Source organism: Rhabdaerophilum sp. SD176 (assembly GCF_030143245.1).
In the GTDB taxonomy this organism is placed as follows: Bacteria; Pseudomonadota; Alphaproteobacteria; order Rhizobiales; family Beijerinckiaceae; genus Rhabdaerophilum.
The window spans coordinates 201,721-214,568 of record NZ_JARJNS010000001.1; the positions used below are offsets into that span (position 1 = coordinate 201,721).

The 12,848-nt window shown below is 64.7% G+C and carries 12 protein-coding genes and 1 riboswitch; of the genes, 10 read left to right on the forward strand and 2 right to left on the reverse strand.

The genetic code is table 11. The annotated features are described in order from the left end of the window. Positions 1 to 10 precede the first annotated feature (10 nt). Entirely contained in the window at positions 11 to 643 is a 633-nt protein-coding gene (locus tag P0652_RS00960; RefSeq protein WP_284176878.1) for a MarC family protein, read from the reverse strand. 78 nt (positions 644 to 721) lie between these two features. On the opposite strand from P0652_RS00960, the gene P0652_RS00965 reads away from it, so the two are divergent. From P0652_RS00965 to panC, 4 genes are all read left to right on the forward strand, one after another. Next, positions 722 to 1,123 (forward strand): DUF2306 domain-containing protein, encoded by a 402-nt coding sequence (locus P0652_RS00965; protein ID WP_284176879.1) that lies wholly within the window; start codon positions 722 to 724, stop codon positions 1,121 to 1,123. A 131-nt stretch (positions 1,124 to 1,254) separates the two neighbouring features. Further along, positions 1,255 to 3,999: a DNA gyrase subunit A gene (gyrA, locus tag P0652_RS00970; RefSeq protein WP_284176880.1), complete on the forward strand. Its 2,745-nt coding sequence runs from the start codon at positions 1,255 to 1,257 to the stop codon at positions 3,997 to 3,999. A 53-nt stretch (positions 4,000 to 4,052) separates the two neighbouring features. Then, a riboswitch (TPP riboswitch) is annotated at positions 4,053 to 4,162 on the forward strand. Between the two features lie 144 nt (positions 4,163 to 4,306). Then, positions 4,307 to 6,169 (forward strand): phosphomethylpyrimidine synthase ThiC, encoded by a 1,863-nt coding sequence (thiC, locus tag P0652_RS00975; RefSeq protein ID WP_284176881.1) that lies wholly within the window; start codon positions 4,307 to 4,309, stop codon positions 6,167 to 6,169. A 71-nt stretch (positions 6,170 to 6,240) separates the two neighbouring features. Continuing rightward, positions 6,241 to 7,095, forward strand: a complete 855-nt coding sequence (gene panC, locus P0652_RS00980; protein ID WP_284176882.1) for a pantoate--beta-alanine ligase — start codon at positions 6,241 to 6,243, stop codon at positions 7,093 to 7,095. Positions 7,096 to 7,102: 7 nt separating this feature from the next. Here panC and P0652_RS00985 read toward each other — a convergent pair whose 3' ends face one another. After that, entirely contained in the window at positions 7,103 to 8,005 is a 903-nt protein-coding gene (locus P0652_RS00985) for a polyphosphate kinase 2 family protein (RefSeq protein WP_284176883.1), read from the reverse strand. 110 nt (positions 8,006 to 8,115) lie between these two features. Here P0652_RS00985 and P0652_RS00990 point away from each other — a divergent pair, with 110 nt between their 5' ends. From P0652_RS00990 to tgt, 6 genes are all read left to right on the forward strand, one after another. Continuing rightward, positions 8,116 to 8,787 (forward strand): HAD family hydrolase, encoded by a 672-nt coding sequence (locus P0652_RS00990; RefSeq protein WP_284176884.1) that lies wholly within the window; start codon positions 8,116 to 8,118, stop codon positions 8,785 to 8,787. Between the two features lie 78 nt (positions 8,788 to 8,865). Next, a complete protein-coding gene (gene coaD, locus P0652_RS00995; protein ID WP_284176885.1) occupies positions 8,866 to 9,360 on the forward strand; it encodes a pantetheine-phosphate adenylyltransferase in 495 nt (164 codons plus the stop codon). Positions 9,361 to 9,396: 36 nt separating this feature from the next. Next, positions 9,397 to 9,945, forward strand: coding sequence for a peptidylprolyl isomerase (locus P0652_RS01000; protein ID WP_284176886.1), 549 nt, complete (start codon positions 9,397 to 9,399; stop codon positions 9,943 to 9,945). 101 nt (positions 9,946 to 10,046) lie between these two features. Then, entirely contained in the window at positions 10,047 to 10,514 is a 468-nt protein-coding gene (locus tag P0652_RS01005; RefSeq protein ID WP_284176887.1) for a peptidylprolyl isomerase, read from the forward strand. Positions 10,515 to 10,528: 14 nt separating this feature from the next. Next, positions 10,529 to 11,623 carry a tRNA preQ1(34) S-adenosylmethionine ribosyltransferase-isomerase QueA gene (gene queA, locus P0652_RS01010; protein WP_284176888.1) on the forward strand — a complete coding sequence of 365 codons (1,095 nt, stop codon included), beginning with the start codon at positions 10,529 to 10,531 and terminating at the stop codon, positions 11,621 to 11,623. Positions 11,624 to 11,705: 82 nt separating this feature from the next. Continuing rightward, a complete protein-coding gene (gene tgt / locus P0652_RS01015) occupies positions 11,706 to 12,848 on the forward strand; it encodes a tRNA guanosine(34) transglycosylase Tgt (protein ID WP_284176889.1) in 1,143 nt (380 codons plus the stop codon).

The window sequence follows — 12,848 nt, forward strand, 5'->3', positions numbered from 1 at the left end:
TCCGGCCTGCTCAGCGGACAGCCTTGATCCCGTCGATCACGAACTGCACGGCCAAAGCGGCGAGGATCACCCCCAGCAGACGGGTCAGCACCAGATTGCCGGTCACGCCCAGAAGCTTCGACAGCCTGTCGGCGATCAGGAAAACCAGCAGGCACGAGATCGAGACCAGCGCGATCACCGCCACCAGCGCGCCAAGTTTCACGCCGTCTCCACCGGCCGAACCCGCAATCAGCATCGTCGCGGTGATCGTGCCCGGCCCTGCCATCAGCGGAATGGCCAGCGGAAAGGCCGCGATGTTGCGGATATGGTCCTCGTCGATGGCCGTGCGCGCCACATTGTTCTTCCGCCGGCCCCGCAACTCGAAAATCATCTCGAACGCAATCCAGAACAGCAACAAACCGCCGGCAATCCGGAAGGCCGGGAAGCCGATGCCGAGCGCGCCGAGCACCGGCTGCCCGAAAAAGGCAAAACCGAGCATGATTGCCCCGGCAATGATCGTCGCGCGGACAGCCACGTTCCGCCGCTCGGCCGGTGTCAGCCCGACAGTCAGGCTGAGGAAGATCGGCGCCAGGCCCGGCGGATCAACCGTGACCATCAGCGTTGTCAGGGCGGCGAGAAAATACTCGGTGACCGCTGCGCTCATTGCCATCTCCCGCCTTGCCGGCGCTGAAAACCGATGTAAGTACACATTACATTCAATGCGAGGCGACAGGACCGCGCCATGACCCTAGCGCCTTTTTATGCTGCCCCGCTCTTTGTCAAGCTTCACATTCTCTCGGCACTGCTGGTTGTCGCACTCACGCCATTCCAGTTCGTCGGCTTCCGCAAGGGCAGTCCGGGCCACCGACTGACTGGGCGGCTCTGGCTTCTCGCCATGATCGCCGTGGCACTTACCTCGCTGACCATCTCCTCGCGGTTCCGGTATTCGATAGCCGGGTTCGGCCTGATCCACCTGCTCTCCCTTCTCACGCTCGCCTCTTGCTACGGCGCGTGGCAAGCGGCGCGTAACCATGCGGTCGAACGCCATCGCCAGATGCTGGTCGGCCTTACCGCAAGCTTTTTCTTGGCAGGGGCCTTCACCTTCCTCCCGGAACGGATCATGCACCGGATCGTGGCCGGGTGAGGGGACTTATCCCCATGCCGCATTCGCATCTCGCCGCGGAATCGCCTAGAAGACAGCGGACAGGCATGTGGCAGGGCCCCGCCCGGTCCGGCCATGCCGAAGACCCGTTTCTCTGAACTTGGGATTCATCCTTGTCCGACGACCAGAACGACAAAAAGCCCGGTCTTCCCTCCGGAGACGGCTCCGATATCCGTCCGATCTCGATCACGGACGAGATGAAGCGCTCCTATCTCGATTATGCGATGAGCGTGATCGTGAGCCGGGCGCTGCCGGATGCCCGCGACGGGCTGAAGCCCGTGCATCGCCGCATTCTCTTCTCGATGCACGAAAACGGCTACACGCCGGAAAAGGCCTATCGCAAATCGGCCCGCGTCGTCGGTGACGTCATCGGTAAGTATCACCCCCATGGTGACCAGTCGATCTACGACGCCATGGTCCGGATGGCGCAGGAATTCTCGATGCGCCTGATGCTGATCGACGGGCAGGGCAATTTCGGCTCTGTCGATGGTGATCCGCCCGCAGCGATGCGCTACACGGAATCGCGCCTGTCCAAGCCGGCAGTGACCCTGCTGGAGGATCTGGACGAGGACACCGTCAACTTCCAGCCGAACTACGATGGCTCGGAACATGAGCCGACGGTTCTGCCAGCGCGCTTCCCGAATCTGCTGGTCAACGGCGCGGGTGGCATTGCCGTCGGCATGGCCACGAACATCCCGCCGCACAATCTCGGCGAAGTCATCAACGCCGCTCTGGCGCTGATGGCCAATCCGGAACTCGAGATCGAGGACCTGAACGAGATCATTCTCGGCCCGGATTTCCCGACCGGCGGCTATATTCTCGGCCGCTCGGGCATCCGCTCGGCTTACCATACCGGCCGCGGCTCGGTGGTGATGCGGGCGCGGGCGACGATCGAGGAAATCCGCAAGGATCGCGAGGCGATCATCGTCAGCGAGATCCCGTATCAGGTGAACAAGGCCACGCTGATCGAGCGGATCGCCGAACTCGTGCGCGAGAAGAAGCTCGAAGGCATTGCCGACCTGCGCGACGAGAGCGACCGCCAGGGCATGCGTATCGTCATCGAGCTGAAGCGCGATGCGGTGGGCGATGTCGTGCTCAACCAGCTCTACCGCTACACGGCGCTGCAATCGAGCTTCGGCGTCAACATGGTCGCGCTCAATGGCGGCCGGCCGGAGCTGATGAATCTGAAGGACCTGCTTTCGGCCTTCATCGCCTTCCGCGAGGAGGTGATCAGCCGCCGGACCAAGTTCCGCCTCAACAAGGCGCGGGACCGGGCGCATGTCCTTGTCGGCCTCGCCATCGCAGTCGCCAATATCGACGAGGTCATCGCCACGATCCGCACCTCGCCGGACACACCGACGGCACGCGAGCGCCTGATGTCGCGCGACTGGCCGGCGGAGCAGGTGGAGTCGCTGATCGCGTTGATTGATGATCCGCTCCACCGCGTCACGGAAGGCGGCACCTACCGGCTCTCGGAGCGGCAGGCCAATGCCATCCTCGAACTGCGCCTCAACCGCCTGACGGCCCTCGGGCGCGAGGAGATCGCCGGCGAACTGGAAAAGATCGCGGCAGAGATCCGCGACTTCCTTGACATCCTCTCGTCGCGGGTGCGCATCCACAGCATTATCAGCGACGAGCTGACCCAGATCCGCGATGCTTTCGCCACGCCGCGCCGCACCGAGATCACGGATTCGGACTCGGATATGGAGGACGAGGACCTTATCGCCCGCGAGGACATGGTCGTCACCTTCTCGCATTCCGGCTACATCAAGCGCGTCCCGCTCTCAACCTACCGCGCCCAGAGGCGCGGCGGGAAAGGCCGCTCCGGCATGTCCACACGCGACGAGGATTTCGTCTCGCGGCTCTTCGTCGCCTCCACGCATACGCCGATCCTGTTTTTCTCCTCGGCCGGGCAGGTCTACAAGGAGAAGGTCTGGCGGCTGCCGATCGCGCCGCCGAATGGCCGTGGCAAGGCGCTGATCAACATGCTGCCCCTCGACAAGGACGAGCGCATCACCACGATCATGCCGCTGCCGGAGGATGAGACCACCTGGGATGCGCTGGACGTGATGTTCGCCACGGAATCCGGCAATGTCCGCCGCAACAAGCTGTCGGATTTCATCCAGGTCAACCGCAACGGCAAGATTGCGATGAAGCTGGACGAGGGCGATCATATCGTCGATGTCGCGACCTGCTCGGAAGCCGATGACGTGCTGCTGACCACAGCCCTTGGCCAGTGCATCCGCTTTTCGGTGGACGAGGTTCGCGTCTTCAAGGGCCGTGATTCCACCGGCGTGCGCGGAATCAATCTCGGCAGCAAGGACCGCGTGATCTCGCTCACCATCCTGCGCCATGCCGAGGCCTCCTCGGACGAGCGCGCGGCCTATCTCAAGATGCGCCGTGCCATGAACGGCGAGGTCGGCCCCGATGAAGGCGCCGATGGCGAAGTCGAGGCCAATGCCGGCTTCGCCCTGCCGAACGAGCGTTATATCGAGATGAGCGCACAGGAACAGTTCGTCCTGACCATCTCCGAGAACGGCTACGGCAAGCGGACCTCCTCGTTCGAATACCGGATTACCGGGCGCGGCGGGAAGGGAATCGTGGCCATGGCCGTCAACGAGCGGAACGGCGATCTTGTCTCGTCCTTCCCGGTCGAGGAGACGGACCAGATCATGCTGGTCACCGATGGCGGCCAGCTCATCCGCTGCCCGGTCAACGGCATCCGCGTGGCCGGCCGCGGGACGCAGGGCGTGATCGTGTTCGACACGGCTGATGGCGAGAAGGTCGTCTCGGTCGAACGGGTCTCGGAGCCGGAGGGCGACGAAGGTGATGAAGGCGAGAGCGAGGGCGAGGGCTGATTGCCCTTGCTCTCCTGATGCTGCTTGCCCGGACCACAAAAACCGATAAGCTGGCTTTATCCGAGGGGCGTCGCATCGGCGGCTGAGATTGGGGGAATGAACCCAAGCACCCTTAGAACCTGATCCGGGTCATGCCGGCGAAGGGACGGGTCTGGTGCTGCAACACCGCTTTTCCTTTCCGTCGTGACCCTCGTTCCGCCCGGGAATTCCCGATGGGGAGAACCGGCGCGGGATCTTCGAAGGCCGAACGGCCGCCGGGCGGCCAGCCCGGAACCGCGCGGCTCTGCCGCGGCAAGGAAGGAACCCCATGAACAAGCCCGTCTCGCCCAAGAATGTGCAGCCCGCGCCCGAAACCGTGACCACCGGCCCGATCATCGGATCGCGCAAGGTCTATGCCGCGCCCGCCGCCCATCCGGACATCCGGGTGCCGTTCCGCGAGGTGATGCTGAGCGACCCGCTGGAGCCGCCGGTCCGGATCTATGATCCCTCCGGCCCCTACACCGAAACCGATGCCCGCATCGACCTCCGGAACGGCCTGCCGCAGATCCGCGAGGGCTGGATCGCGAAGCGCGGCTTCGAGGCCATTGCGCCGCGCGCCGTGAAGCCGGAGGACAACGGCAACATCCCGGTCGACAAGCTGGTCCCGGAATGCCCGGCCAACCGCACCATCCGCGCCGCGAAACCGGGCCAGATGGTCACCCAGTACGAATTCGCACGGGCGGGCATCATCACCGAGGAGATGATCTACGTCGCCCATCGCGAGAATCTCGCGCGCGAGGCCGCCCTTGCCGGTGCGAAGGAGCGCATGGCCGATGGCGAGAGCTTCGGCGCCAGCGTACCGGAATTCGTGACGCCGGAATTCGTGCGCGAGGAAGTGGCCCGCGGCCGGGCGATCATCCCCGCCAATATCAACCATACCGAGCTGGAGCCGATGGCGATCGGCCGGAACTTCCTGGTCAAGATCAACGCCAATATCGGCAACTCGGCCGTGACTTCGGGCGCCGCCGAGGAAGTCGAGAAGCTCGTCTGGGCGATCCGCTGGGGCGCGGATACGGTGATGGATCTCTCCACCGGCCGCAACATCCACAATATCCGCAGCTGGATCATGCGGAATGCGCCGGTCCCGATCGGTACCGTGCCGATCTACCAGGCGCTGGAAAAGGTCGATGGCGACCCGGTCAAGCTCGACTGGGAAGTGTTCAAGGACACGCTGATCGAGCAGGCCGAGCAGGGCGTGGATTACTTCACCATCCATGCCGGCGTCCGGCTGCCTTACGTGCCGCTGACGGCCAACCGCGTCACCGGCATTGTCAGCCGCGGCGGCTCGATCATGGCGCGCTGGTGCCTGGCGCATCACAAGGAAAGCTTCCTTTACGAGCGCTTCGACGAGATCTGCGACATCATGCGGAAATACGATGTCTCGTTCAGCCTCGGCGACGGCCTGCGCCCGGGCTCGATCGCCGATGCGAATGACCGCGCGCAATTCGCCGAGCTGGAAACCCTCGGTGAGTTGACCAAAGTGGCGTGGGACAAGGGTTGCCAGGTGATGATCGAGGGCCCCGGCCATGTGCCGATGCACAAGATCAAGGAAAACATGGACAAGCAGCTGCGCGAATGCGGCGAGGCCCCGTTCTACACGCTCGGGCCGCTGACCACCGATATCGCGCCGGGCTATGACCACATCACCTCCGGTATCGGTGCCGCCATGATCGGCTGGTTCGGCTGCGCCATGCTCTGCTACGTCACGCCGAAGGAGCATCTCGGCCTGCCCAACCGCGATGACGTGAAGCAGGGCGTGATCACCTACAAGATCGCCGCCCATGCCGCCGATCTCGCCAAGGGCCACCCGGCCGCGAAGATTCGCGACGATGCGCTGAGCCGCGCGCGCTTCTCCTTCCGCTGGGAGGACCAGTTCAACCTCGCGCTCGATCCCGATACCGCGCGGGCCTATCATGACGAGACCTTGCCGAAGGACGCCCACAAGGTCGCGCATTTCTGCTCGATGTGCGGGCCGAAATTCTGCTCGATGAAGATCACGCAGGACCTGCGCGATGAGGCCCGCAAGCTCAATGCCGGCATCGAGGAGATGCAGGCTGTTGAAGCCGGCATGGCGGAGAAATCGAGGGAGTTTCTCGCCACCGGCGGCAAGCTCTATGTCGAGCAGACCTGACCGCGCCGGAGGGGCTGGCCTTTTGCCGTGAAATGCGGCAAGGGCATGCCCCACCAGTCGGGGAGACAGGAATGGGACAGCCTCTGGTCCTGCGTAGCGTGGCCGCCCTGCGGGCCTGGCGGCAACAATGCCGCCGCGCCGGCGAGACGATGGGCCTCGTGCCGACGATGGGCGCGCTGCATGTCGGCCATCTGAGCCTCGTCAACCGCATCCGGCAGGAAGCGGACAGGGCCGTTGTGTCAATTTTCGTCAACCCGACGCAATTCGCGCCGAACGAGGATTTCTCGATATATCCGAGAACGTTCGAGCGTGATCTTCAACAATTATCTGAAATAGGCGCCGATGCCGTCTTCGCGCCGACTGTGCAGGAAATGTATCCGGATGGTTTCGCCACCACGGTCACGGTGGCCGGGCCGGCCAAAGTCGGGCTGGAAGATGCCTTCCGCCCGACGCATTTCGGCGGGGTGGCGACGGTGGTGAGCAAGTTGCTGCTGCAGGCCCTGCCGGAATGCGCGATTTTCGGCGAGAAGGATTACCAGCAGCTCGCGGTCATCCGGCATATGGTCCGCGATCTCGATATCCCGGTCGAGATCCTTGCCGGCCTGACGGTGCGCGAAGCGGACGGCCTCGCCATGTCCTCGCGCAATGTCTATCTCTCGCCCGAGGAGCGTGCCCTGGCCCCGAAGATCCAGGAGATCCTGCAGGGTTGTGCGGAAAAGCTGCGCAAGGGATCTGCCATCCTCGCGGCCGAGACCTGGGGCCGGACGGAACTGGCAATCGCCGGCTTCGAGGTGGACTACATCGCCGTACGCGATGCGGCGAGCCTCGCTCCGGTCGACGAGCCCCGGCCCGGGCAGTCACTGAGGATCCTCGTGGCGGCGAAACTCGGCCGGACGCGGCTCATCGACAACATTGCCGCAAACTGACGCAGGGTCAGCTTTCCAGCAGAGCTTTCCGGGCTTCGCCGAGCTTCTTCATCGCATCGACGGAGAGCGTCGGGAAGGCGAGATCGAGGCCCTCCATTTCGGCGATGATGGCCTGCATCACCGCCAGACGCATGAACCATTTCCGATCAGCCGGAATGACATACCACGGCGCATACGGCGCGGCGGTGGCCCGGATCGCCGCCTCATACGCCGCCATGTACTCTTCCCAATGGGCGCGCTCGGCCACGTCGCGGGCATTGAACTTCCAGTTCTTCGCCGGATCGTCGATCCGCCCGAGCTGGCGTTCCTTCTGCTCGTCCTTCGAGACATGCAGGAAGAATTTCATGATCCGCATGCCGGACCGGGCGAGATGGCGCTCGTGATCGGCGATGGCCTCCAGCCGCTCCTCCCAGAATTTCTCGCTTCCGGCTTTCTTCCCAAAGCCGTTTTCCGGCAGACGCTGCGCGCCAAGAAACTCCGGATGCACGCGAACGACCAGCACCTCCTCGTAATAGGAGCGGTTATGGATGCCGATCCGGCCGCGCTCGGGCAGGGCCTTGGCGGTGCGCCAGAGGAAATCATGGTCGAGTTCCTCGGGCGAGGGCGCCTTGAAGGAATGCACCTGGCAGCCCTGCGGGTTCACGCCGCTCATCACATGCTCGATCGTCGAATCCTTGCCGGCCGCATCCATCGCCTGGAGGATCATCAGCACCGACCATTGATCGGCAGCATAGAGCAGTTCCTGCAGCTTCTTCAGCCGGACCTTGCCTTCCTCGAGCAACGCCTTGCTTTCCTCCTTGTCGATCGCGTGCCCGCCAAGGCTGTCGCAGGCATGGTCGGCCAGCGAGAATTTCCGGCCATTCGTCACCCGGAACGGCGCGACGAACTTGGCGGCATTGTCGATCGGCATCGGAACCTCCCCCGTTTTCGGCAGTTCACGGGCCTTCGCGGGAAAAGGCAAGCCCGAACCGTCTGGTCTTTTGCCTTTGAAACCGGAGGGGAGTCGACTAAGGCACCTGCATGGAACATGCGATCATCTACGATTGTGACGGCACGCTGATCGACAGCGAGCATATTGCGGGGTCGGTCTGCGCCGAGGCGCTGAGTTCGATCGGCTATCCGATCACGATGGAGGCCTTCAACAGCCGTTTCAACGGCATCCCGGTTGCCGCAACCTGGGCCATGCTGCGCGCCGAGATCGGCCGGCCGCTGCCGGAGGGCTTCAACGAGGCGATCAATGCCGAGATCTATCGCCGCATGGCCATCGAACTGAAGCCGATCGACGGGGTCGCCGAGGCCATTGCCACGATCGGCGGCAACAGGGCCGTGGCCTCCTCGACCAGCCTCGAGCCGCTCTGGCGCAACCTGCGCAAGACCGGCCTCGCGGATCTTTTCGAGCCGCATATCTATTCGGCGACGCAGGTGGCGCGCGGCAAGCCGGCCCCGGATGTCTTCCTCTATGCGGCGAGCCAGATCGGCGTCGATCCGCATCATGCGGTTGTCATCGAGGATTCGGTGGCCGGGGTGATGGCCGCCAGGCGGGCCGGGATGCGGGTGATCGGCTTTTCCGGCGCCAGCAACGGCATCGTCGACCTGCAGGACAGGCTCGAACAGGCCGGCGCCGTTGCTGTCATCCGCCATATGTCCGGCCTGCCGGATGCAGTCGAGGCCGTTCTGCAGATGCCGCGCTGAGCCAGCGTCGCGGCGGTTTGGCTTGAGTTTCCCCGGATTTCCCGATAGCTGGCTTCATCGCCCCGCGGATCGCTGCCCATGCCCCATATCGCCTTCTATGCCGGCTCCTTCGACCCGCCCACCAACGGGCATCTCGATGTCATTCGCCGCAGCTACGCGATCGCGGACGAACTGGTCATCGCCATCGGCACGCATCCCGGCAAGGCGCCGATCTTCACGGCAGACGAGCGTATCGCGATGCTCCAGGCCGTGGCCGGGCCGTTGGCCATGGGCAAGCCGCTGACCATCACCACCTTCAACGATCTCACGGTCGATGCCGCCCGCCGCCACGGCGCCACCATGCTGATCCGCGGCCTGCGCGATGGCACCGACCTTGACTACGAGATGCAACTCGCCGGCATGAATGGGCAGATGGCGCCAGATATCCAGACCGTCTTCCTGCCGGCCTCGCCGAATGTCCGCCCGATTACCGCCACGCTTGTCCGCCAGATCGCGGGGATGGGTGGCGATGTCAGCAGCTTCGTGCCCGAACAGGTGCGCGCCGCGCTGGCGGCCAAGTTCAGCCGGCCCTGATCCGGCACCCATCCCCAGAAACCCCGAGGAGATCCCATGCTTCGCCGTACGCTGCTCGCCGGTCTTGCCGGCCTTGTCCCGGGCCTCGCTTTGGCGCAGGCCGGGCTCGACCCCAACAACACGCTCGCGATTGACCTGAAAGATGGCCGCGTGCTGATCCAGCTCCGGCCCGACCTCGCGCCCAAGCATGTCGAGCGCATCAAGACTTTGGCCAAGCGCGGCTTCTATGACAACATCGTCTTCCATCGCGTCATCGAAGGCTTCATGGCCCAGACCGGCGATCCGCGCGGCAACGGCACCGGCGGCTCCGATCTGCCGGACCTGCCGGCAGAATTCTCGCGCGAACCCTTCGTGCGCGGCACGCTGGGCATGGCGCGCGCGCAGAACCCCAATTCGGCCAATTCGCAGTTCTTCATCTGCTTTGCCGATGCCCAGTTCCTGAACAACCAGTACACCGTCTTCGGCAAGGTCGTTCAGGGCATGGAATTCGTCGACCGCATCAAGCGCGGCGACCGCAATAACAACGGCGCGGTGACCAATCCCGACAAGATGGTCCGCGTCCGCCTTCTCGCCGACATCAAGTAACGAAACACCCTGGTTCCGGCACCGCCGAAGCCAGGGAGCGAATGCGACGCCGAGCAGGGCTGACCTGCAGCCCGTTGCGAGGGACAACAAAGGAAAAGACCATGGCTACCGCAGAGAACACCCTGATCCTCGACACCACCAAGGGTGTCGTCACCATCGAGCTCCGCCCGGATCTCGCCCCCAAGCATGTCGAGCGCATCAAACTTCTCGTGCGCGAAGGCTTCTATGACGGCGTGACCTTCCACCGGGTGATCGATGGCTTCATGGCCCAGGGCGGCTGCCCGCATGGCACCGGCACCGGCGGTTCGGACCATCCGGACCTGCCGGCCGAGTTCAACGACGAGCCGCACATCCGTGGTGTCTGCTCGATGGCCCGCGCCCGCAGCCCGAACTCGGCCAATTCGCAGTTCTTCATCTGCTTTGACGATGCCTCGTTCCTCGATGGCCAGTACACGGTCTGGGGCAAGGTCACATCGGGCATGGAAGCGGTGGACCAGTTCGCGCGTGGCGAGCCCGTCCGCAACCCCGACCGGATCAACAAGGCGACCATCGCCGCCGATCAGGCCTGAACCGGGCAGGGCGCGTGAAGCTCTCGGATTTCGATTTCGAGCTTCCGGAAGACCGGATCGCGCTCCACCCCGTCTCCCCGCGGGATTCCGCCCGCATGCTGGTTGTCCGCCCCGGCGGACAGCCTCTTCTGGCCGATAGCCGGTTCAGCGACCTGCCAGCAGCGCTGGAGCCCGGTGACCTGCTGGTTTTCAACAATACCCGCGTCCTGCCGACGCGGCTGCTCGGCCGGCGCATCCGCGGCGAGAACAGCGTCGCCATCGAGGCGCTGCTCATCCGCCGCCTCGACGAGGCCTGCTGGGAAGGCTTTGCCAGGCCGGGCAAGCGGCTCGCGCCGGCCGACCGCGTGATCTTCGGCAACGCCAATCCGGCCTGCCAGCTGGGCACACTCGAGGGCGAGGTCATCGCCAAAGGTGAGGAGGGTCTCGTCACCTTCCGGTTCGACCTGTCCGGACCCGCTCTTGACGAAGCGCTCGCTCTGGTCGGCGCCATGCCGCTGCCGCCCTATATCCTCGAGGCCCGCCGCCGCCTCGGCGACACGGCCGAAGCCGATGACCGGGCCGATTACCAGACCATCTTCGCCGAACGCGACGGCGCCTTGGCTGCGCCGACAGCCTCGCTGCATTTCACGCCGGCACTGATGGCGGGCCTTGCCGCGCGTGGCATCGACCATTGCTTCGTCACGCTCCATGTCGGCGCTGGCACATTCCTGCCGGTCAAGACCGATAATCTCGAAGAGCATCGCATGCATGCCGAATGGGGCGAGATCACCCCCGCCGCGCGGGACCGGATCCACGCCGCCAAGGCCGCTGGCAGGCGCGTGATCGCTGTGGGCACCACCGCCTGCCGCCTGCTCGAAAGCGCCGGCCGTTCCGGCATGATCGAGACCTGGCTTGGCGAAACCGACATCTTTATCCGGCCGGGCTTCCGGTTTCAGGTCATCGACGGGCTCATCACCAATTTCCACCTGCCGAAATCGACCCTGCTGATGCTCGTCTCGGCCTTCGCCGGCATAGACACCATGCGCGCAGCCTATGCCCATGCCATCGCCTCGGGCTATCGCTTCTATTCCTACGGGGACGGCTCGCTGCTGTTTCCGGCGCGGGTCTGAAGCGCCGATCGGCATCACCGGGCGAAGGCGCGTCAAGTACTTCCCGTTGGCCTTCCCGCCGGCTTGAGCTAGGAAGCGCGGCATGAGCCATGACATCCCCGATTTCCGCTTCGAGATCCATGCCCGCGACGGCAAGGCACGGCAGGGCACGATCACCATGCCGCGCGGAGAGATCCGCACGCCCGCCTTCATGCCGGTCGGCACCGCCGGCACGGTGAAGGGCCTCTACATGGATCAGGTCCGGGCCACCGGCGCGGATATCATCCTCGGCAATACCTATCACCTGATGCTGCGCCCGGGCGCCGAGCGCGTCGCGCGGCTGGGCGGGCTGCACACCATGACCACCTGGTCCGGGCCGATCCTCACCGATTCCGGCGGCTTCCAGGTGATGTCACTCGCCGCCTTGCGCAAGCTGACCGAAAACGGTGTGACCTTCCAGTCGCATATCGACGGCTCGAAACACGAATTGACGCCGGAACGCTCGGTCGAGATCCAGGTCCTGCTGGATTCGAACATCATCATGCAGCTGGACGAATGCATCCGCCTGCCGGCCAGCCATGAGGAAACGCAGCGCGCGATGGAACTCTCGCTCCGCTGGGCCGACCGCTCGCGCAATGCCTTCCGCGCCATGGTGAAGCCGGGCGAGGGCAGGGCCTTGTTCGGTATCGTGCAGGGCGGGACCGAGCCGGACCTGCGCCGCCAGAGCGCCGAGGCCCTCGCCGCGCTCGACCTGCCGGGCTATGCTGTCGGCGGCCTCGCCGTGGGCGAACCGCAGGCCGACATGCTCCGCACGATCGAGGCGACCGAGCCCTTCCTGCCGGCGGAGAAGCCGCGCTACCTGATGGGCGTCGGCACGCCGGACGACCTGATCGAGAGCATTGCCCGCGGCATCGACATGTTCGATTGCGTCATGCCCACCCGCGCCGGACGGCATGGCACCGCCTATACGCGCTTCGGAAAATTCAACCTGCGCAATGCCAAATTCGCCGAGGATACGCGCCCGCTCGATGCGGAATCGCCATGTCCGGCCACGCGCGACTATTCCCGCGCCTATCTGCACCACCTCACCAAGGCCGACGAGATGCTCGGCCAGATGCTGCTGACCTGGAACAATATCGGCTATTACCAATGGCTGATGAACGAGGCCCGCGCCGCCATCCGCGCCGGCCGCTATGCCGATTTCCTGGCGGAAACCAAGGAAGGCTGGCGTCGCGGCGAAGGGTGA

Bases quoted from the DNA above. Each gene is read 5' to 3' on its own strand.
- P0652_RS00960 (WP_284176878.1), bottom strand. From the start codon at position 643: ATGAGCGCAGCGGTCACCGAGTATTTTCTCGCCGCCCTGACAACGCTG.
- P0652_RS00965 (WP_284176879.1), top strand. From the start codon at position 722: ATGACCCTAGCGCCTTTTTATGCTGCCCCGCTCTTTGTCAAGCTTCAC.
- thiC (WP_284176881.1), top strand. From the start codon at position 4,307: ATGAACAAGCCCGTCTCGCCCAAGAATGTGCAGCCCGCGCCCGAAACC.
- panC (WP_284176882.1), top strand. From the start codon at position 6,241: ATGGGACAGCCTCTGGTCCTGCGTAGCGTGGCCGCCCTGCGGGCCTGG.
- P0652_RS00985 (WP_284176883.1), bottom strand. From the start codon at position 8,005: ATGCCGATCGACAATGCCGCCAAGTTCGTCGCGCCGTTCCGGGTGACG.
- P0652_RS00990 (WP_284176884.1), top strand. From the start codon at position 8,116: ATGGAACATGCGATCATCTACGATTGTGACGGCACGCTGATCGACAGC.
- coaD (WP_284176885.1), top strand. From the start codon at position 8,866: ATGCCCCATATCGCCTTCTATGCCGGCTCCTTCGACCCGCCCACCAAC.
- P0652_RS01000 (WP_284176886.1), top strand. From the start codon at position 9,397: ATGCTTCGCCGTACGCTGCTCGCCGGTCTTGCCGGCCTTGTCCCGGGC.
- P0652_RS01005 (WP_284176887.1), top strand. From the start codon at position 10,047: ATGGCTACCGCAGAGAACACCCTGATCCTCGACACCACCAAGGGTGTC.
- tgt (WP_284176889.1), top strand. From the start codon at position 11,706: ATGAGCCATGACATCCCCGATTTCCGCTTCGAGATCCATGCCCGCGAC.